Annotated in this window: 18 protein-coding genes and 2 riboswitches; of the genes, 9 read left to right on the top strand and 9 right to left on the bottom strand. The window is 62.3% G+C overall.

From position 1 onward, the window contains the following. Positions 1-102 precede the first annotated feature (102 nt). The 5 genes from G6N78_RS06835 to G6N78_RS06815 all read left to right on the top strand — a co-directional run bounded on the left by G6N78_RS06835 (position 103) and on the right by G6N78_RS06815 (position 6,206). Positions 103-3,198: a helicase-related protein gene (locus G6N78_RS06835; protein WP_165221385.1), complete on the top strand. Its 3,096-nt coding sequence runs from the start codon at positions 103-105 to the stop codon at positions 3,196-3,198. A gap of 1 nt (position 3,199) precedes the next feature. Then, complete coding sequence (locus G6N78_RS06830) at positions 3,200-3,541, top strand: RNA-binding S4 domain-containing protein (RefSeq protein WP_165216861.1); 342 nt, start codon at positions 3,200-3,202, stop codon at positions 3,539-3,541. A 234-nt stretch (positions 3,542-3,775) separates the two neighbouring features. After that, on the top strand, positions 3,776-4,114 hold the full coding sequence (gene fdxA, locus G6N78_RS06825; protein ID WP_165216859.1) for a ferredoxin FdxA: 339 nt from the start codon (positions 3,776-3,778) through the stop codon (positions 4,112-4,114). A 369-nt stretch (positions 4,115-4,483) separates the two neighbouring features. After that, on the top strand, positions 4,484-5,053 hold the full coding sequence (locus tag G6N78_RS06820; protein ID WP_165216857.1) for a CarD family transcriptional regulator: 570 nt from the start codon (positions 4,484-4,486) through the stop codon (positions 5,051-5,053). A gap of 289 nt (positions 5,054-5,342) precedes the next feature. Beyond that, complete coding sequence (locus tag G6N78_RS06815; protein WP_165216855.1) at positions 5,343-6,206, top strand: RNA polymerase factor sigma-32; 864 nt, start codon at positions 5,343-5,345, stop codon at positions 6,204-6,206. 52 nt (positions 6,207-6,258) lie between these two features. Here G6N78_RS06815 and G6N78_RS06810 read toward each other — a convergent pair whose 3' ends face one another. The 8 genes from G6N78_RS06810 to G6N78_RS06775 form a co-directional block, all read right to left on the bottom strand. Next, a complete protein-coding gene (locus G6N78_RS06810) occupies positions 6,259-7,809 on the bottom strand; it encodes a M48 family metalloprotease (protein WP_234905895.1) in 1,551 nt (516 codons plus the stop codon). A 210-nt stretch (positions 7,810-8,019) separates the two neighbouring features. Continuing rightward, on the bottom strand, positions 8,020-8,736 hold the full coding sequence (locus G6N78_RS06805) for a thiamine ABC transporter ATP-binding protein (protein ID WP_165216853.1): 717 nt from the start codon (positions 8,734-8,736) through the stop codon (positions 8,020-8,022). After that, on the bottom strand, positions 8,733-10,346 hold the full coding sequence (gene thiP, locus G6N78_RS06800) for a thiamine/thiamine pyrophosphate ABC transporter permease (protein ID WP_165216844.1): 1,614 nt from the start codon (positions 10,344-10,346) through the stop codon (positions 8,733-8,735). The genes G6N78_RS06805 and thiP overlap by 4 nt, the downstream gene beginning before the upstream one ends. 16 nt (positions 10,347-10,362) lie before the next feature. Next, complete coding sequence (gene thiB, locus G6N78_RS06795) at positions 10,363-11,376, bottom strand: thiamine ABC transporter substrate binding subunit (protein ID WP_165216842.1); 1,014 nt, start codon at positions 11,374-11,376, stop codon at positions 10,363-10,365. Between the two features lie 39 nt (positions 11,377-11,415). Next, a riboswitch (TPP riboswitch) is annotated at positions 11,416-11,517 on the bottom strand. A 47-nt stretch (positions 11,518-11,564) separates the two neighbouring features. Next, positions 11,565-12,017 carry a response regulator gene (locus G6N78_RS06790; RefSeq protein WP_165216840.1) on the bottom strand — a complete coding sequence of 151 codons (453 nt, stop codon included), beginning with the start codon at positions 12,015-12,017 and terminating at the stop codon, positions 11,565-11,567. Positions 12,018-12,162: 145 nt separating this feature from the next. Next, positions 12,163-13,983: an ABC-F family ATP-binding cassette domain-containing protein gene (locus tag G6N78_RS06785; protein WP_165216838.1), complete on the bottom strand. Its 1,821-nt coding sequence runs from the start codon at positions 13,981-13,983 to the stop codon at positions 12,163-12,165. Between the two features lie 6 nt (positions 13,984-13,989). Next, entirely contained in the window at positions 13,990-14,643 is a 654-nt protein-coding gene (locus tag G6N78_RS06780) for a thiamine diphosphokinase (protein WP_165216836.1), read from the bottom strand. Between the two features lie 127 nt (positions 14,644-14,770). Then, a complete protein-coding gene (locus tag G6N78_RS06775; protein WP_165214237.1) occupies positions 14,771-14,968 on the bottom strand; it encodes a hypothetical protein in 198 nt (65 codons plus the stop codon). Positions 14,969-15,328: 360 nt separating this feature from the next. On the opposite strand from G6N78_RS06775, the gene G6N78_RS06770 reads away from it, so the two are divergent. The 4 genes from G6N78_RS06770 (at position 15,329) to G6N78_RS06755 (ending at position 19,584) form a co-directional block, all read left to right on the top strand. Beyond that, a complete protein-coding gene (locus G6N78_RS06770) occupies positions 15,329-16,168 on the top strand; it encodes an AAA family ATPase (protein WP_165216834.1) in 840 nt (279 codons plus the stop codon). Between the two features lie 60 nt (positions 16,169-16,228). Then, positions 16,229-16,306, top strand: a riboswitch (SAM riboswitch). 65 nt (positions 16,307-16,371) lie between these two features. Next, entirely contained in the window at positions 16,372-17,292 is a 921-nt protein-coding gene (gene metA, locus G6N78_RS06765) for a homoserine O-acetyltransferase MetA (protein WP_165216832.1), read from the top strand. An 11-nt stretch (positions 17,293-17,303) separates the two neighbouring features. Then, on the top strand, positions 17,304-18,485 hold the full coding sequence (locus G6N78_RS06760; protein ID WP_165216830.1) for a vWA domain-containing protein: 1,182 nt from the start codon (positions 17,304-17,306) through the stop codon (positions 18,483-18,485). Between the two features lie 79 nt (positions 18,486-18,564). Beyond that, on the top strand, positions 18,565-19,584 hold the full coding sequence (locus tag G6N78_RS06755) for an aldose epimerase family protein (RefSeq protein WP_165216828.1): 1,020 nt from the start codon (positions 18,565-18,567) through the stop codon (positions 19,582-19,584). A gap of 49 nt (positions 19,585-19,633) precedes the next feature. Here G6N78_RS06755 and speB read toward each other — a convergent pair whose 3' ends face one another. Then, positions 19,634-20,689: an agmatinase gene (speB, locus tag G6N78_RS06750; RefSeq protein WP_165216826.1), complete on the bottom strand. Its 1,056-nt coding sequence runs from the start codon at positions 20,687-20,689 to the stop codon at positions 19,634-19,636. Positions 20,690-20,779 lie beyond the last annotated feature (90 nt).

The raw sequence follows: 20,779 nt of genomic DNA, 5'->3' as shown, positions 1-20,779 counted from the left end.
GCTTGCCATTCGCGTGCAGGGACGCCATGTGTGTGCGCATGGCGGTTGCGGACGGCACCTGCCCGACAGGATGTGCGGATACCGGCTTTGAATTCCCAGCCCATGATCTTGAGTGGTCGCGGTGTAACCGCGGTCCTCGGACCCACCAATACCGGCAAGACCCATTATGCCATCGAGCGCATGGTTGCGCACGGCTCTGGCGTCATCGGTCTTCCGCTCAGGCTGCTGGCGCGCGAAGTCTATACACGGCTTGTCGAGAAGGTCGGCGTGTCACATGTCGCCCTGGTGACCGGCGAAGAAAAGATCACTCCGCCGAATGCCCGTTTTTCCGTCTGTACCGTCGAAGCCATGCCGCGCGAAACGAAGGCGGCTTTCGTGGCCATCGACGAGGTGCAGCTTGCCGGTGATCTCGAGCGCGGTCACATCTTCACCGATCGTATCCTGCATCTGCGCGGGCGGGAGGAGACCCTGCTGCTCGGGGCCGGCACCATGCGGCCGATCCTGGAGCGCCTGCTGCCGGGCATCACGGTGGTGGAGCGACCGCGCCTCTCCACGCTCTTTTACGCAGGCCAGAAAAAGATCACCCGGCTGCCGCAGCGCACCGCCATCGTCGCCTTTTCCGCAGACGAGGTCTATGCGATCGCGGAACTGATCCGCCGCCAGCGCGGCGGCGCCGCCGTCGTGCTCGGCGCGCTCAGCCCCCGCACGCGCAATGCGCAGGTCGGGCTCTACCAGGAAGGCGATGTGGAATATCTGGTGGCGACCGACGCCATCGGAATGGGCCTCAACCTGGATGTCGACCATGTGGCCTTCGCGCAGGACCGCAAGTTCGACGGCTACCAGTTCCGCAATCTCAATCCCGGCGAACTCGGCCAGATTGCCGGTCGCGCCGGTCGTCACCTGAAGGATGGCACGTTCGGCGTGACCGGCCAGGTGCAGCCTTTCGATGAGGAAATCGTCGAGCGGATCGAAAGCCACCAGTTCGACCAGGTGAAGGTTCTGCAGTGGCGCTCGAAGGCGCTCGATTATTCCTCGCTGCGCGATCTGCGCCAGAGCCTCGATGCCGCACCTAAGGTGCAGGGGCTCACGCGTGCGCTGCCGGCCACCGACAGCCAGGCGCTGGATTATCTCGCGCGCTATCCGGAAGTGGCCGATCTTGCCAATACGCCGGAGCGGGTGGAGCGGTTGTGGGAGGCCTGCGCGCTGCCGGATTACCGGCGGATCACGCCCGCGCAGCATGCCGACCTCATTTCGACCCTTTTCTTTGATCTGGTGCGATTCGGGACCGTGAACGAAAATTTCATGGCCGAGCAGGTGCAGCGGGCCGACAGGACGGACGGCGAAATCGACACCCTGTCTGCGCGGATTGCCCAGATCAGGACCTGGACCTATGTCTCCAATCGTCCCGGCTGGTTGGCTCATCCGACACACTGGCAAGAAAAGACACGGGAAATCGAAGACAGGTTGTCCGACGCACTACATGAACGGTTGACGAAACGCTTTGTTGATCGCAGGACATCTGTGCTCATGAAGCGCCTGAGAGAGAATGCGATGCTGGAAGCTGAAATCAGTGTAAATGGGGATGTCTTCGTCGAAGGGCATCACGTTGGTCAATTAGCCGGTTTCCGGTTCACGCCCATCTCCGGTGCCGAAGGTCCGGATGCGCGGGCGGTGCAGGGGGCTGCGCAGAAGGCGCTGGCACTGGAATTCGAAGCGCGCGCCGCGCGCCTCTACGCCTGTGGCAACAATGATCTGGCGCTCGGCTCGGATGGTTCCCTGCGCTGGCTGGGCGAACCGGTTGCGAAGCTTGCTGCCGCAGACCACATCATGCATCCCCGCGTGATCCTGCTGGCCGACGAGCAGTTGACCGGCAATGCCCGCGATCATGTCGCCGCACGGCTCGAGCGTTTCCTCAACCACCATATCGCAACCGTCCTGAAGCCGCTCGACGATCTGTCGCGCGCCGAAGACCTGCAGGGCATGGCGAAGGGGCTGGCCTTCCAGATCGTCGAAAATCTCGGCGTTCTCTTCCGTCGCGACGTGGCCGACGAGGTGAAGACGCTGGACCAGGATGCACGCGCATCGCTGCGCCGTTACGGCGTCCGCTTCGGCGCCTACCACATCTTCATGCCGGCGCTTCTGAAGCCGGCCCCGGCCGAACTCATCACGCTTCTCTGGGCGCTGAAGAACGACGGTCTCGACAAGCCCGGTTACGGCGAACTGATCCCGGCGCTCGCCGCCGGCCGCACGTCCGTGGTGACGGACCCGAGCTTCGAGCGCAGCTTCTACAAGCTCGCCGGCTTCCGCTTCCTCGGCAAGCGTGCCGTGCGCGTCGATATCCTCGAGCGTCTGGCCGATCTCATCCGTCCGCTTCTGCAGTGGAAGCCGGGCACCTCGCCGCGTCCGGAAGGCGCCTATGACGGTCGCCGCTTCACCACGACGACGGCCATGCTGTCGATCCTGGGCGCAACGCCGGACGATATCGAGGAAATCCTCAAGGGTCTTGGTTACCGCGCCGACCAGGTGAAGGCAGAGGAAGCCCAGGCGCATCTGTCGAGCCAGGATGCGACCGCCGCGCCGGCTGCCGATGCAGCCGAGGCCGCTGCCGAACCGGCAGCAGACGACGATGCCGATCCGGCTCCGCAGGAGACTGCGGAGGCAACGGCTGCTCCGGACGGGGCTACTGCCGAGGCAGAGGCACCGGCAAGCGAAACCGCGCCTGCGGCGGAGACTGCCGAGACGGTGGCAGAGCCCGAGACGGCGGAAGAGCCGAAGCCGGTTCTCCTGTGGCGTCCCGGTGGCGGCCGCAGCGAGAACCAGCGTGGAGCGCGCCCGCAGGGCGAGCGTCGTGCCCAGGGCAATCGTCAGGGTGACGAGGCCCGCGGCGGCAATCGCCGTGGTGGTGATCGTTCCGACCAAGCCGCCCGCGGCCCGCGTGAGGGCGGCAACAACCGGGACGGTGGCAAGCGTGACGGTGGTCACCGCGACGGCCAGAGGGATGGCCAACGCGATGGCGGACGTCCCAACCGGGGCGATCGTCGCCCGGACAACCGCGGCGATCGTCCGCCGCGTCCGGACCGCGACAAATCGGCGCAGCCTGCCCGGTTCGAGGCAAAACCGCCCCGCAAGGAGAAGCCGATCGATCCGGATTCGCCCTTCGCCAAGCTCGCTGCTCTCAAGGAGCAGATGAAGAAGTGAGATGACGGAAAAGCCACCTGGAGATCAGCGTCAGCGCATCGACAAGTGGCTTTTCTTTTCGCGCCTGTGCAAGTCGCGCTCGCTCGCCCAGGATCTGGTTGAGGCGGGTCTGGTGCGCGTCAACGGCGAGCCGGTGACGCAGCCGAGCCGCATGATCAAGCCCGGCGACCGGCTGGACCTGCAACTTGAGAGCCGCGATCTCGTGCTGCTCGTTCGGGACAGCGGGACACGGCGCGGACCTTACGAGGAAGCCCGGCTTCTCTACGAGGATCTTTCGGCGGATGACCAGCCGCGGCTGACGGCGTTCGAGCGGGCGCAGCGGCGTGTTCGCGAACGGGAATGACGTTGCGAGCCAGCGGTATTTCGCCCGTTTAGCACAACGATCTCCTGCTCGGCTGTTTGAGGGATTGTTTATCCTTGCTATGCCGGTGCAAAGCTATTACGGACCAGAAAAAGCCGGGGCCCATCCGCTGTGCGCGCTGCAAAGCTTGGGTTTCGCCGTGGTCCGGCCCCGCTCCGGAGGGCATCCGTCCTCCGTTTTCGATGCAGACCAACTGAGACGTCACTGGAGTGCCTCATGACGTATGTCGTGACCGACAATTGTATCCGCTGCAAGTACACCGACTGCGTTGAAGTCTGCCCGGTCGACTGCTTCTACGAAGGCGAGAACTTCCTCGTCATCCATCCGGACGAGTGCATCGACTGTGGCGTATGCGAGCCCGAATGTCCCGCCGAGGCGATCAAGCCTGATACGGAGCCGGGCCTCGACAAGTGGCTGAAGGTCAATTCCGAGTTTGCGCAGATCTGGCCGAACATTACCGTGAAGCGCGATGCGCTGCCGGAAGCCAAGGAAATGGACGGCGTCGAAAACAAGTACGAACAGTACTTTTCGCCGGAGCCGGGCAAGGGCGATTGATTCGCCTTACCACGGTCTCTTTAAGGGCTGCTTAATGATTGTGCACTGACGCGACCGTTGCGTCGGTGCATCTGCGAAAGCAAATCATTGATTTCTTCCCATATTTGTGGTAGACGATAAGAACTGTTCCACAAAGCGGCATTCGCGTGCCCAAAAACATCACGAAAGCAACTGATCACCCCGCGCGGTTTCCGTGACAAAGCCAGTGTTTGGATCTTGTCGTCGCTAATCGCGAGAGAGGTTGTTTTCGCGCGCGTTTGGTCGGACCAGTATGGAGTCACCCGACGGTTCCCCCGTCTCATCCGGGCCTGACTGACCCGGCCCTAGCCTACGGATGGCTGGGTGCGTAACAGGGAGTTTGTTAAACGAATGACGACCCAGCAGAAAAAATCTTCGGCACGCCACGGCTTCAAGACCGGCGAATCGATCGTGTATCCGGCCCACGGTGTAGGCACTATCACGGCGATTGAGGAACAGGAAGTGGCTGGTATGAAGCTCGAACTGTTCGTGATCGATTTTGAAAAAGACAAGATGCGTCTGAAGGTGCCGGTGGCCAAGGCCGTCAGCATCGGCATGCGCAAGCTGTCCGAAACCGATTTCGTCGAGCGCGCGCTGAAGGTTGTTCAGGGCAAGGCCCGCGTGAAGCGCACCATGTGGTCGCGCCGCGCGCAGGAATATGATGCCAAGATCAATTCCGGCGATCTGATCTCGATTGCAGAAGTCGTGCGCGACCTGTATCGGGCCGAGAACCAGCCGGAGCAGTCCTATTCCGAGCGTCAGCTGTATGAAGCGGCGCTCGATCGCATGGCGCGCGAAATTGCCGCTGTCAACAAGATGTCCGACACCGAGGCCGTGCGCCTGGTGGAGACCAACCTTGCCAAGGGTCCCAAGCGCAGCAAGGTGGTTGACGAGGACGATTCCCACGAAGAAGCCGCTTAAGCGAAAAGCGTCTTCTCCCCTCAAAGAACCCGGCTTCGGCCGGGTTTTTTATTGGAACTTTTTCTTCTTCGGTGCGTTGACCCGCCGGTACGGCGAAAAGTGCTGAAGCGAAAAGCGCTCTTCACCTGCCGAAACAGCGGGGGATGTGGTCGCTTCATGTCCCTTTCAAAAACGTCAGGGGAACGAAACCAATGCCGCGAGATGCTTCGCCTGTGACCTGCCTCACGGGCCGGTGTTCTTCTTGCGGCCTAGCGGTTTCGTTGGGTCAAACAGTCTCATGGAGAGCGCGATGAACGCCATGTCAGCAGACCGCACTATGATCAAGATCGCCATGTCGGCACCGTATCTGGCGCGCGAGGAAGAGCGCGACCTGGCCGTGCGCTGGAAGGACGATCAGGATCAGGATGCGCGCAACCAGATCGCGCTGGCGCATATGCGGCTCGTGATCGCCATGGCCTCCAAGTTCCGCGGTTTCGGACTGCCCATGGGCGACCTCGTTCAGGAAGGGTATGTAGGGCTGCTGGAAGCCGCGGCAAGGTTCGAGCCGGCCCGAGACGTCCGTTTTTCGACCTATGCCAGCTGGTGGATCCGGGCGTCGATGCAGGACTATATTCTGCGCAACTGGTCGATCGTGCGCGGCGGTACGAGTTCGGCCCAGAAGGCGCTGTTCTTCAACCTGCGCCGTCTGCGCGCCAAGTTGTCCCGCGGCGACAGTTCCGTCAGCCCGCATGCCATCCATGAGGAAATCGCAACCGCGCTCGGTGTCAGCCTCGCCGATGTGCAGACCATGGATGCACGCCTCTCCGCCAATGATGCCTCGCTGCAGGCCCCGTCGATTGCGGGCGATTCCGACAGTGTCGAGCGGCTCGACATGCTGGAGAGCAACGAGCCGCTGCCGGACGAACAGGTGTCCGGGCTGATTGACGGCGAACGCCGGCTGAAATGGCTGCAGGGGGCTCTCACCAAGCTCAATGACCGCGAGAAGAAGATCATCCATGCCCGCCGCCTGACAGACGACGGCGCGACGCTGGAAGCGCTGGGGGCCGAACTCGGCATCTCCAAGGAGCGCGTCCGGCAGATCGAAAGCCGGGCGATTGAAAAGCTGAAGTCCGCGCTCGTCACCACCAATCCGCAAATGGCCGCCGCCTGCTGAGGCGGCGGAGGGCCATATAGTGGCCGGCGGCGATTGTCGCCGCGGGCTTGTCTTATTCCGAGATGATTTTTACCCGCTGACCCGGTGACACCACGGCGCCGGCGGGAAGGGCGTTGATCAGCTTGAAGAGGTCGAGCTTGCGCTCGGTCCCCATCATCCGCGCTGCGAGTGTGGTGATCGTGTCGCTGGCGCCCACGGTGACCACGCGGACACGCAAGGGCTTGATCTGGCTGATCTCCTGCGGGGTCATGCGGCGGAAGCTGGCTCGCAGGGTGTTCGCCGTCGATTCGAGCGTCGTATTGCCCTTCGGCACGGCGGTCAGGAACCGGAAGATCTGCTTGTCCATCCGCACAACCGTGACATCGAACTCCCAGCGCTCGGCAGAGGCGCGGGCCGTTGCCGCCGGCATGCCATTCACCGTCGTCTCGCGAACCGTTTCCGGCAGGAGACCGGCCACCCAGCCACTCGTCAGGTAATTCGTCAGGCTGGCGTCATCGGGTGCCTGCACGCCATCGAAACGAATGGCACTCTCATCCGGTCCCGTTGCCAGCACCGCTTCCACCTTGTTGTCGATCCGAAAACCGTCCGGCACGTCGAATCGGATGCCGAGGCCGGCATGCATGAAGGTCTGGTTGCGGACATAGCCTTCTTCCGGGCTGTCGCCATAGAGAAGGCCGTCGATGCCCGTCAGGTAATAGTCGCGACCACGATCGCCCACGGTGCCCTCCTGGCCGAAGGCACGGGCGTGCTGGCGGGCCAGTTCGACGCGCTGCGGCGCATTCGGGTGGCTGGAGAGGAAGTCGAGACTCTGGTCGGTGTCCGGATCGACGGAGGAAAAACGCGCATAGGCGGCCATCGAATCCAGGAAGCGCGCCGCGGCATAGGGATCGTAGCCGGCTTCCCCCAGCATGCGCACGCCGATCACATCCGCCTGCAGTTCCTGCTGGCGCGAGAAGGCTGCGAGGCGCAGCTTGCCACGGGCGAGGGCCTGCTTGCCGGCAAGATCGCTGGAGAGCACTTCGGCCACCACGCGGCTGGCAATGACCTCCGCCTCTTCGCGCTTCTGCCGCTCGATGCCGTGGTTGGCGGTAACATGCGCCATCTCGTGGCTGAGCACGGCCGCCACTTCCGAGGCGTCATTGGCGAGCGCCAGCAGACCGCGCGTGACATAGAGATATCCACCCGGCAGGGCGAAGGCGTTGATCGCCGGCGAATTCAGGATCGTGATGCGGTAGGACTGGTTCGGATTTTCGGAGACGGCCGTGAGCGCCCCGGTGATGCGGGCCACCAGCCGTTCCGTCTTCGCATCATGATATTCGCCGCCGTAACTGGCGACGATGCGCGGGTGTTCCCTTGCGCCCATCTGGGCACGCGGATCGTTCTTCTGCACCTGCTCGACGATCTGCGGCGTGGAGGAGGGCTTGATGTCCGCCTGATAAGTCTGATCGAGGATCGATTGACAGCTGGAGAGAAAGGTCGCCGCTGCCAGAAGCGAGGCCACACCACGCAGGACGTTCCACCGGGGCCTTGGCGCCCGGCGCACGAAGCTGCGGCCTTCACCGCCGCGTCCTGTCATGTTCGCCCGTTCATTCGGAACCGTCATTCTTCCAAGCCCGCCATCCGGCGCAATGCGCGGCCAATGCCTTCCCGCCGCTGTCTCCTGTCTGGTTCATGCGGATGGCTGCACTGGCTCGCCTATGCCCTGTTCACTCCTAAAGTAGAACAGCAGTTCCGGCAAACAATCGTCCCGCCCACTTTCGCAGTGCGGGATGCCATTGTCACACGTCCAAAATGTGGCGGATCAGTTTACGCTTTATGAAGACAAGACAAATTTGCTGATCGCCGCGTGGTCACTGTGTGTCAGAAAGAACCGCTTCTCGCCATGAAAAAGAACTTTACCGCTGTCGATGAAGATCACCTCATCGGCCAGGCGGCGCACTTCCTCGATGTCGTGGGTCACAATCAGGATCGTATTCTGTGTTTCCTGATGCAACTCGGACAAGAGGTCGGCCATGGCGAGCCGCAGCGCCGGATCGAGGGCTGCGAAGGGTTCGTCGAGGGCGAGCAGGGCGCGTTTGCGCACCAGCGCGCGGGCAAAGGCGGCGCGCTGTCGTTCGCCGCCGGAGAGCGTACCCGGTTTGCGCCTTTCGGAACCGGCCAGTCCGACGCGGGAGAGCGCGCCCGACACCGCCTGCCTCTGGTCTGCCGTCAGCCTCAGCGCCGGGTGCAGGCCAAGCCCGATATTGGTGAAGAGATCGAGATGAGCAAACAGGTTGTTGTCCTGGAAGACGAGCGAAAGCGGCCGTTCGCCCGGGTGAATGCCCGTCATGTCGCGGCCTTCCATCAAGACCCTGCCACTGTCTGGTGTCTCGAAGCCGGCAACGAGATTCAACAGCGTGGATTTGCCGGACCCGGACGGCCCGGTGATCGCCGTTACCTTGCCTGCCGCAAACGCGCAGTCGAACTCGAATGCACGGGTTCCGAGTTTCAGGGTCACCTTGTCCAGTTCAACCGCGGGCGTGTTCGTCATTGCTTTTCCTTGTGCCCGACGGTGCCGAGTGCCGTCAGGATCAGGCAGATCACGCCGAGGATCAAGGCGAGGCCATCCGCATCATGGGTGCGGTAGCTGCCAAGCCGGCTGTAGATCAGCCAGGGCAGGGTGGTCAGCTCATTGGAGCCGAAGAGGGCGACGGCGCCGAGATCGCCGAGCGACAGGGCCATGGCAAAGGAGAGCGCCATGAACAGCGGACGACGCAGGCCCGGCCAGTCGATCAGCCACAGCCGCGGCCAACCCGTGATGCCGAGACTGGCGGAGAGGCGTTGCGTGCGGGCGAGGTGTATGGCAACTGCAGGCTCCAGCACCCGCATGACAAAGGGCAGGGCCATCAGCGCGTTGATCGCAGCGATCAGGAGGGGCGCAAAGGGTGTGACCGGGCCGAAGGACCGGATCAGCAGAAACCAGCCGGTTCCAAGTACGACCGGGGGAACCAGAAGGACGAGCGAGGAGAGGCCCGCCAGCCCGGCTGAAAAGGCGGTGAGGCTTCGGTCTCGTGGTCTTCTGCCGGCGATGGCGGAGCGGGCCTTGATGATGCCGATCGCCATCAGCAATGACAGCAAGCTGGCGGTGAGCGCGATCGCCAGGCTCGTCAGCGCCGCCTGGCCGAAGGCCGGCATGGATACCAGACGTCCGAGATCCGCCCGCAGGCCGGACACCAGGATGGAGGCGAGCGGCAGCAGCAGGAAGAGGGTGGCGAGCAGGATGACGAGCGTATCCCAGGCGAGCGCTGTCGGCCCCTGCCCGTCATATCGCGTTGGCGCACGACCCTCTCCGGCTCCGGTGTTCTCGGCTGTCGCAAACCGGCTGAGACAGAGCAGGATAACGGCGGTGATGGCGATCTGCAGCAGCGCCAGCATCACCGCCCGCGGCGGGTCGAAATCGAAGCGTAGCGACTGGTAGATCGCCACCTCCAGCGTGGTGGCGGCCGGACCTCCACCGAGAACGAGCACCAGCGTGAAACTGGTGGCACAGAGCATGAAGATCAGTCCCGCCGCGCCGGGGATGACAGTGGCCAGCGCCGGGCGTTCGACAAAGCGGAAGACGGACCAGGAGGACATGCCGAGACTGGCCGCAAGCCGCCAGCTTTCCGGCGGAAGGCGCTCGAGACCCGCCAGCATCAGGCGCGCGGCGAGCGGCAGGTTGAAGAAGACATGCGCAACCAGAATGCCGGTGAGGCCATAGATGCTGACTGGGTTCTGCAGCCCGGCAGAGGTGAGCAGATCGTTCAGCACACCCTGGCGCCCGAAAATGCCGATAAGGCCGAGCGCGCCGATCAGCACCGGCAAGCCCATTGGCACCGCCATCAGCCGGATGATCCAGATCCGCCCTGGAAAACGCGAGCGGCGGGCCAGCGACAAAGCGACCGGCAGCGCCAGGGCGACCGACAGAAGCGTGGACAGCACCGCCTGCAGCAGCGTGAACCGCAGGATGCTCAGCGTATAGTCATCGAACAGCGCCTGGCCCAGGCCGTCCGGCGCCGTTATTAGCAGGGCGATCGTCGGCAGCGTCACGAAAAGCCCGATCAGCAGAAGGCTTGCCGCGCCTGCGGCAAGTCCTCGCGTCTGTTCGGCCTTTGTCAGCATGACGGGTCTGGAGCGCTCAGTTCATGCTCATGGCCGACAGCCATTCGCGGATAAAGGCCTGGCGGTTCTTCGCCACCTCTTCCGGGCTCATCAGGAAGGTGTTCGACGGCTGGATCAGCTTGCCGAAAGCCTCCGGCAATGGATCGGCGGTGGCGGCGGCCGGCATCATCCAATTGGTCGTCGGAATGATCGTCTGGAACTGCGGCGAGAGGGTGAAGGCGAGGAACTGTTCAGCCAGTGCCTTGTTCGTCGTGGCCTTCAGCATGCCCGACACTTCGATCTGGATATAATGGCCTTCCGCGAATGTCGCCGCCTTGTAGCGCTCGGTCTTCTCTTCCATCATGTGATAGGCGGGCGAGGTGACATAGGAGAGCACCATCGGCGCCTCGCCCTTGGTGAAGAGACCATAGGCTTCCGACCAGCCGGGTGTGACCGTCAGGATACGGGTCTTGAGCTTGGCCCAGGCCTCCGGCGCCTTGTCGCCGTAGACGGATTTCACCCACAACAGCAGGCCAAGGCCGGGCGTCGAGGTGCGGGGGTCCTGGATGACGATCTTCTGGGACGGATCGCCTTCCACCAGATCCTTCAGGCTGGTCGGCGGTGTCTTGATCGCCTCGCTGTCGTAGATCACGGCAAAGTGGCCATAGTCGAAAGGCACGAAGACATCGTCCTTGAAGCCGCCCGGCACCTTCGCAGCACTGGTATCGATTCCATGCGGCGCGAAAAGCCCGGTATCCTTGGCCTCCTGGATGAGGTTGGTATCCAGGCCAAGCGCCACATCCGCCTCGGATGACGCACCTTCCAGCTTCAGCCGCGTCAGAAGCGCCACGCCATCGGCCACCGCCACGAAGTTCAGCGTGCAGTCGCAGGTCTTCTCGAAGGCTTCCTTGACCTTCGGGCCCGGGCCCCAGTCGGCCACAAAGCTCTCATAGGTGTAGACGGTCAGCGTCTTCTTGTCCGCAGCGGTTGCCATCAACGGCTGCGCGAGGACTGCAAGCGCAGTCAGGGAAAATGCTAGAAACGTGCGCATCAGCGCCTCCTCATTCATCCAAAAAGGGGGATAGGCGCTTGATACGAGCCGTCTAATCCCTCCGCCGGTGCTAACCGGATCAGGTTCTTCGGGTTGGTGAGACACCTCTCAGCCGCTGAAGCGGCACCCCGTTAGAGCAGGCAAAGATGTAACGAGGGCGGGCGCGCTTGGCAAGCGCGCACACATTCTCAGTGATGCGTGTGGATGAAGACCTTCAGGCCGTGCGGTGCCGTGGCCACGCCGCCTCGACGATTTGCCAAAGCATAATCGATCGTCTCTTCGATCACCTGCGGCATGACCGGCTTGGTAAGGACGCCGATCGAGCACTCCGTCTTGCCATTCAACTGTTCCGGATTGGCGGTCATGAAGATCACGGTGATGCCGAACCGCTCGGAAAGCTCCCGGCCAATCGCTGGGCCTGTTGCGCCATCGGCCAGATTGACATCGACGAGGGCAATGTCGGCATCCGCCGCCATCGACAGTGCCTTTTGCAGGCCCGTGGCGAGGCCCGCAACAGTCAGCCCCATGCCTTCCACCACGTCTGCCACATCCAGTGCAATCAGAAACTCGTCTTCCACGATCAGCACCCGCTGATCCCGGACTGCCCGTTCCACGCGACGACTCGCTACATTTGCCGACATGGTGTGCCCTCTGTTGAAACGCTCCGGCCTCTTCTGTCTCATAAAGAACCGGATTGTCTGTCGAACGAGGAGCTGACGGAATTGTTCCGTTACAAGATGCGTTTCTCTCGTGCTAACGCATTGTTAATATTAATGATGCGTTAGCCTAACCTTCCAGTTCTTCGCGCAGCATCTCCAGTTCCAGCCATTCTTCTTCCATGGCAGCGATCTTGTTGCGGAGTGTTTCGAGCTCTGCGGCGATCCGGTTGAAGGCGGCGGGATCCTTGGTGAAGAGATTGGGATCGGCCATTTTCGCCTCGCGGGCGGCAATCTCCTTCTCGGCCTTTTCCATCTCCTTCGGCAGGTTTTCGAGCGCGAATTTCTGCTTGTAGGAAAGCTTCGCCTGGGCTTTGGGCGCGTATGCCTGGGCGGAAGATTGGGAGGCTTCGGCCTTTGCCTTTTCGGCCCGACGCTTCTCCTCCAGCGCGCCCTTGCGCTGCGCCATCATGTCCGTATAGCCGCCGGCATATTCGATCCAGCGGCCATCCGGCGCATCTGGATTGGCCGGTGCCAGTGTCGAGTTCACGGTGCGGTCGAGGAAATCACGGTCGTGGCTGACCAGGATGACGGTGCCGTTGTAGCCAGCGACGATCTCCTGCAAGAGGTCGAGCGTTTCGATGTCGAGATCGTTGGTTGGTTCGTCGAGGATCAGGAGGTTCGACGGCTTGGCCATGATCCGGGCCAGAATCAGCCGGGCGCGCTCGCCGCCCGACAGGTTCTTGATCGGCGTGCGCATCTGTTCCGGCTGGAACAGGAAATCCTTCATGTAACCCGCCACATGGCGCTGTTCGCCATTCACCAGCAGGTTCTCGCCGCGGCCATCCGTCAGGTAATGGCTCAGCGTATCTTCCAGATTCAGATCCTCGCGCTTCTGGTCGAGCGTCGCAATCTCCAGGTTCGTGCCGAGCTTGATCATACCGGAATCCGGCTCCAGCTGGCCGGTCAGCATTTTGAGAAGCGTCGTCTTGCCGGCACCGTTCGGCCCCACGAGACCGATGCAATCGCCGCGATGCACCCGGATCGAGAAGGGCGCAACGATCTGGCGCTCGCCGTATGCCTTGGTGATGGCCTCCGCCTCGATCACCAGCTTGCCGCTTTCGCGGCCTTCCGTCACTGCGGCCTGGATAGTGCCCTGCGGCCCGCGATGGCCGCGGTACTCGGCGCGCAGGCTCTGCAGATTGCCAAGCCGGCGCATGTTGCGCTTGCGGCGGGCCGTCACGCCATAGCGCAACCAGTGTTCTTCCCGTTCGATCTGCTTGCCGAGCTTGTGCTGTTCCAGCTCTTCCGCCTCAAGCACCTCGTCGCGCCATTCCTCGAAATGGCCGAAACCACGATCGAGGCGGCGCGACAGGCCGCGATCCAGCCAGACGACGGCGGTCGAGACCTTTTCCAGGAAACGACGGTCGTGGGAGATCAGCACCAGCGCGCTGCGGCTTTTCTGCAGCTCGCCTTCCAGCCATTCGATGGTCGGCAGGTCGAGGTGGTTGGTCGGCTCGTCCAGCATCAGGATGTCCGGCTCGGGCGCCATGACACGGGCAAGCGCTGCACGGCGTGCCTCGCCGCCGGAAAGCTGGCGTGGATCTTCCTCGCCGGAGAGCCCCAGATGGTTGAGGAGATAGGTGACGCGGTAGGGATCATCACCCGGCCCGAGCCCCGCTTCCGCATAGGCCTGCACGGTGGAGAAGCCGGCAAAATCCGGCGCCTGCTCCAGGTAACGGATGGTGGACGAAGGATGCCGGAAGACCTCGCCGGATTGCGCTTCCACCAGGCCGGCGGCGATCTTCATCAGCGTCGATTTGCCCGAGCCGTTGCGGCCGACGAGGCAGATCCGGTCGCCCGGTTCCACCTGCAGGCTGGCGCCGTCCAGAAGCGGCGTGCCGCCAAAACTCAGGCGGATGTCGTCGAGTTTGAGAATGGGAGGTGCCATGGTCCCTCAGGCTCCGGAATAATCATAAGGACGGGCGAGAAGGATGGCCCGCCCGCGCTTCAGCGACACCGAGATCGGGCCTTCCGCCACATTGGATAGGGTGCGGGACGAGCCGAAGGTCAGCGAGAAATGGGTGAGCGGATAGCGCGCATTGCGGATGGTCAGCCCTTCCAGCGCGGTGAACCCGAGCACGGAAAACAGCGCGTCTTTCGGCAGCTCCAGCTCCAGCTGGCTTTCCTCGACGACCGGATAAGCTTCCTCCTCGCCCGAGGTCAGCACCACCTCGAAGCCATCTTCCGCCAATCCGAGCGCGTTCAGATAATGCTGAAGGGCGTGGTCCGAGCGTTCGCCGCCCAGTGCGCCGGCAAAGACGAGACGCGTCGCACCCTTCGCAATGGCTTCCGCGACGGCAATCTCGCCATCCGTCGCCGCCTTGGTGGCCGGATAGGTGCGCTGCTCCACCGTTGGGTAAAGGGCGGCAAGGCCCGCGTCACTGCTGTCGAAATCACCGACCCACAGTTCCGGCAGAAGGCCCAGCGTGGCGGCATGGCGCATGCCGCTGTCGGCCGCAATCGCCCGTGTTTCCGCGACGAGGGCCTGCAGGCGCTCGGTCAACACGAGATGGCCGCCAAGAAGGATGGTGAAGGACGTGGTGTTCATGTCCCTGCCCTTAGCGCATCTTCACCCAAAAGCAAAAGGCCGATGCACGGGCAGGGGTGGTCAAGACATGCCGAAACACGACCGGCCGGAGAAGCCGATCGCCCTGTACCCATCGTCAAGCGAGACGTCAGCGCTTCTTGGGGCTGGAGGCTTCGGCGCTCTTGATCTGCGTGGTGAAGCTGCTGACCGGTGCCGTGGACGGCTTTGCCTTGTCCTTCTTCGGCTTGCGGACTTCGCGGTTGGAACGGACCTGACCTTTGGCCATGGAGGCCTCCCTTATCTGCTGGCCGGTTCGAGCAGCCTCGGTGGCTGCGGTGTCCGGCATCGTTGTGTTCTGAGTGAATTGGTATTCGTTGGTCGATCCCGTCATCTGAGGAAGACGGTGATCGCAGAGGAAGAAACAGCAGGATGGCACAGGATGCCGCCAGCCCACGGTCTCATGCCGTTGTCGTTCGAAAGATCGGAACGTGGCCAGCGCCGGTCGTCAATCCGGGTGTTGGAGCGCGCTTCGAAGCATCCGGAGATGCTTGTCACAGCCTGACAGAACGCGGGAAGAAGACAAGCGGTATCTTTGCAGCCTTTGCCGTCGCGGCGCGGGTTTTGCCCATCAGCATCGCGGCTTGCGCAAGAGGTTCGCGGACCTTACCTTCTGGCCCATCAGAAAGCCGGATCATCAGGACAGAACATGCAGTTTACGGGCACGGCCGATTACATTGCCGACAAGGATCTGATGGTGGCGGTCAACGCTGCCATCCGACTGGAACGGCCTCTTCTGGTCAAGGGCGAACCCGGAACCGGCAAGACCGAGCTGGCGCGGCAGGTGGCGGCGGCGCTCGGGCTTGAGATGATCGAATGGACGATCAAATCCACCACCAAGGCGCAGCAGGGGCTTTATGAATATGATGCGGTCTCGCGCCTGCGCGACAGCCAGCTCGGCGACCCGCGCGTCAATGAGGTCTCGCACTATATCCGCCGCGGCAAGCTGTGGCAGGCCTTCGCATCCGACAGGAAGGTCGTGCTGCTGATCGACGAGATCGACAAGGCGGATATCGAGTTTCCGAACGACCTGTTGCAGGAACTCGACCGCATGGAATTCCATGTCTACGAAACGGGCGAGACCGTGCGCGCAAAGGTTCGCCCCATCGTCATCATCACCTCCAACAACGAGAAGGAATTGCCGGACGCTTTTCTGCGTCGCTGCTTCTTTCACTACATCCGTTTTCCCGATGCCGAGACGTTGTCGCGCATCGTGGAGGTGCATTATCCCGGCATCAAGCAGCGTCTCGTCAGCGCGGCTTTGACGCAGTTCTACGAGATCCGCGAGATGCCGGGGCTCAAGAAGAAGCCGTCCACGTCTGAAGCCCTTGATTGGATCCGCCTGCTGGTCTCGGACGATATCGATCCGGACGATCTGCGCGCCGACGTGAAGAACGCGCTCCCGAAGCTGCATGGCGCACTTTTGAAGAACGAGCAGGATGTGCATCTGTTTGAGCGCATGGCGTTTATGGCGCGGCGGGAGCGTTAGCGTTTCCTAAATCATCCATTTTGTCGCGGATTGACCTTTACGGAAGAAGAGCCTATTTAGACAGCTCATCGTGGTGATTTGGCCGGCCGGCTTGCAGCCACGTAAAATAAGTCGCTAAAGGGCCGCGAGAAGAGAAAGAAACCTTCCACGGACCGGTCGCGATCTATCGCCGCCGGTTTTTTTGTTTTTGTCGGGTTCGAACCATGCCGATCAAGATTCCAGATACGCTTCCCGCCTTCCAGACACTGGTGAACGAGGGTGTCCGGGTGATGACCGAGACGATGGCTGTGCGGCAGGATATCCGCCCGCTGCAGATCGGCCTGTTGAACCTGATGCCGAACAAGATCAAGACGGAAGTGCAGATGGCGCGCCTGGTGGGTGCCTCGCCGCTGCAGGTGGAATTTTCGCTGGTGCGCATCGGTGGCCACAAGGCGAAGAACACGTCCGAAGAGCATCTTCTGTCCTTCTACGAGACCTGGGACGAGGTGAAGCAGCGCAAGTTCGATGGCTTCATCATCACCGGTGCGCCGGTCGAGACGCTGCAATACGAGGATGTGACCTACTGGGACGAGATGCAGCAGATTTTTGACTGGACGGAAACCAATGTCCATTCGACGCTGAATGTCTGCTGGGGCGCGATGGCCGCCATCTACCATTTTCACAAGGTACCGAAGCACGAGCTGACGGAAAAGGCGTTCGGGGTCTACCGCCACCGCAATCTCTGCCCGTCCTCGATCTATCTCAACGGCTTTTCCGATGATTTCCAGGTGCCCGTCTCGCGCTGGACGGAGGTGCGCCGCGCCGATATCGAAAAGGTGCCGGGGCTGGAAATCCTGATGGAATCCGAGGAGATGGGGGTTTGCCTGGTGCATGAGAAGCGCGGCAACCGGCTCTACATGTTCAATCATGTGGAATACGATTCCACCTCGCTGGCAGATGAATATTTCCGCGACGTGAATGCCGGTATTCCCATCAAGATGCCGCACAACTATTTTCCGCATAATGATGCAACGCTGCCGCCGCAGAACCGCTGGCGCAGCCACGCGCATCTTCTGTTCGGAAACTGGATCAACGAGATCTACCAGACGACACCCTACGAGCTGGAGCAGATCGGAAGCCGCTGAAGGACACCACTTTGTTCATCCCGTTTTTCCTCAGACTGAAGGAGGCCAGAATTCCCGTGACGCTGCGGGAATTTCTGGACCTTCTGGAGGGGATGCAGGCGGGGCTGGCGGATTTCGACGTGGAGGCCTTCTATTTCCTGGCCCGTGCGGCGCTGGTGAAGGACGAGCGGCACATCGACCGGTTCGACCAGGTGTTTTCCGCGCATTTTCGCGGGCTCGCCGCGCTTTCCGACATGGCAGGCATCGAGACGGAAAAGCTGCCGGAAGAGTGGTTGCGCAAGCTCGCCGAAAGGCACCTGACGCCGGAGGAAAAGGCGCTGGTGGAATCGCTCGGCGGTTTCGACAAGCTCATGGAAACGCTCAAAGAGCGGCTGGAGGAGCAGAAGGGGCGCCACCAGGGCGGCTCGAAATGGATCGGCACCGCCGGAACCTCCCCCTTTGGCGCCTATGGCTACAATCCGGAAGGTGTCCGCATCGGCCAGGACGGGTCCCGCCACCGCAAGGCGGCGAAGGTGTGGGACAAGCGCGAGTTCCGCGACTTCGACGATACACGCGAGATCGGCACCCGCAACATCAAGATTGCGCTCAAACGCCTGCGCCGCTGGGTGCGCGAGGGTGCCGCCGACGAACTCGATCTGCCCGGCACCATCCGCTCGACCGCCGAACACGGTTATCTCGACGTGCAGACACGGCCGGAGCGGCGCAATGCGGTGAAGCTCCTGATGTTCTTCGATGTCGGCGGCTCGATGGATGATCACGTGATGGTGGTGGAGGAGCTGTTTTCCGCCGCACGCGCCGAGTTCCGCCATCTCGAACATTTCTATTTCCACAATTGCCTCTACGAGAGCGTGTGGCGCGACAATCGCCGTCGTTCCGAGCGTTTCGCCGTCGAGGACCTGCTGCGCAGCTATGGGCCGGACTACAAGGTGATCTTTGTCGGCGATGCGACGATGAGCCCCTATGAGATCACCCATGTTGGCGGGTCCGTGGAGCACTGGAACAAGGAGCCGGGTGCCGCCTGGATGCGCCGCATGGCGGAGCATTTCCAGCGCATGGCCTGGATCAACCCGGTGCCACAGGCGCATTGGGACCATACCCATTCCGCCGTTCTGATGCAGCAACTGCTGGACGGGCGCATGTATCCGCTGACGCTGGAAGGCTTGGAACAGGCCACCCGCACGCTTTCCCGCTGAGCGTATCGTTCCCCGTTGATTAACCGGCTGGAATCACGCAGGTTGCGCCCTCACAACATGCAAGAACAGGACATCAGCCATGACGACGCAGGGCGAAATCTTCGGCACCACTCCCAAGGGCGAAACGGTCTACCGCGTGAAGATTTCCGGGGGCGGGCTGACGGCCTATGTCATCACCTGGGGCGCGGTCATCCAGGATCTCCGTCTGGACGGCCAGGAGGCGCCGCTGGTGCTCGGCTTCGACACATTCGAAGACTATCCGAAATATTCCTCCTATTTCGGCGCGACACCCGGTCGGGTCGCCAACCGCATCGGCAAGGGACAGTTCACGCTGGATGGCAAGGCCTACCAGCTAGACCTCAACCAGAACGGCGATACCCATCTGCACGGCGGCAGCGACGGACTTGGCAAGACGAACTGGACGATCATCGCCCATGCCGAGAACAAGGTGATGCTGCAGGTGACGGATCCGGACGGACGCGGCGGTTATCCCGGCAATTGCACGGTCACGGCGACCTATGAGCTGAAGGAGGACGGCGTTCTGAACGTCGTCTACGAGAGCGTGACGGATGCCCCGACGCTCGCCAATATCTGCCAGCACACCTATTTCAACCTGGATGGCCGCGACGATATTCTGGGTCACGACATCATGATCGCCGCCGATCATTATCTGGAACTCGACGAACACCAGGTGCCGACCGGCAAGGAGATTGCGGTGGCGGGCACGCCGATGGACTTGCGCCAGCTCGGGCCGATGCGCCGAAGCGAGGCCGACGGCGCCCAGGTGGATTTCGACCACAATTATTGCCTGTCGACCGACCGTGTCGCCAAGCGCACGGTCGCGCTGGTGCGCAGCGTCAATTCCGGCGTGTCGCTCGAAGTGCGGACCACCGAGCCGGGGGTTCAGCTCTATTGCGGCTTCAAGCTGAAGCCGACGGTGCCGGGCCTTTCCGGCAAGCTCTATGGCCCCTATGCAGGGCTCTGTCTGGAAACGCAGATCTGGCCGGATGCCATCAACCACGCAGGGTTCCCAAGCGCCGTCCTGCGTCCGGGCGAATTGCTTCGCCAGGAAACCGATTACGTCTTCTCGCGCAGCTGAGCCGCTGAAAGGCCCTCCTGTCCGGTTCACGGACAGGAGGGGGAATGCCTCAGCCCTTGCCGGTGATGGCCGGGCTGAACACCATCAGGCTCAAGAGCTCGAACAAAACCTGCGCGCCCGCATGGGCGGTGTTGTGGGTCGAGTCATATTGCGGCGCCACTTCCACCACGTCGGCGCCGACAAGGTTGATGCCCTTGAAGCCGCGGATCAGTTCCAGCACCTCGCGGGTCGTGAGACCGCCCACCTCGGGCGTGCCGGTGCCGGGCGCAAAGGCGGGGTCCAGGCTGTCGATGTCGAAGGACAGATAGGTCGGGCCGTCGCCCACGATCGCCTTCGCCTTTTCGATGATGGCCGGAATGCCGAGTCCCGTCACCTCTTCCGCGTGGATGACGGTCATACCGCTCTCGTAGGAAAACTCCCAGAGATATTCGGCGGAACCGCGAATGCCGATCTGGATCGTGCGGGTCGGATCCAGGACGCCATCCAGCACCGCGTTGCGGAAGGGGCCGCCATGGTGAAACTTCGTCTGGTCGAAGGAGCCGCTGGTATCGCAATGCGCATCGATATGGATCATGCCGAGCGGCGCCTTCTTGCCGACCGCCTTCATGATCGGATGGGTGATCGAGTGGTCGCCGCCGACGGCGAGGGGGAGAACGCCGGCGTCAACGATCTGGTTGAAGCGCTTTTCGATATCATCATGGCTCATTTCCAGCCGGTAGCGGCTGCGGAACGGCACGTCGCCGATATCGGCCACACGCAGTTCATGCACCGGCGCGCAACCCAGAACGTGGTTGTAAGGGCCGATGCGGTCGATGGCGCGCAGCGCCCGCGGCCCGAAGCGCGAGCCCGGTCGGTTGGTGACACCGAGGTCCATCGGAACGCCGGTGATGGCCACCTGTAGATCCTCGAAATCGGGATTGTCTGCCTCGACGGGCAGGTAGGGGGCGGAGAGGAAGGTCGGAAGACCGGCATAGGGTGCGGCGCGCGTGCCGTTCTTGAAAATCTTTTCGCCGACTTTGGCAAAGGCCGGATCAAAAATCTCGCCGCCGGCGCTTTCGCCATACTTGGCCCGCAAGGCCGCCAGTTTGTCTGCGTCGAACCCCATCATCGTGCTCCATCTGCCATGCCGCAGGGTCCTGCATGCCGTTTGTGCATGCGCTCAAGCCTGCCCTCGATTTGCGCAGTATCCTTCGAG

The organism is Allorhizobium pseudoryzae, assembly GCF_011046245.1.
GTDB lineage: Bacteria > Pseudomonadota > Alphaproteobacteria > Rhizobiales > Rhizobiaceae > Neorhizobium > Neorhizobium pseudoryzae.
The sequence above is the reverse complement of the archived record's forward strand: the minus strand, read 5'-3'. Positions and strand labels throughout refer to the sequence as shown.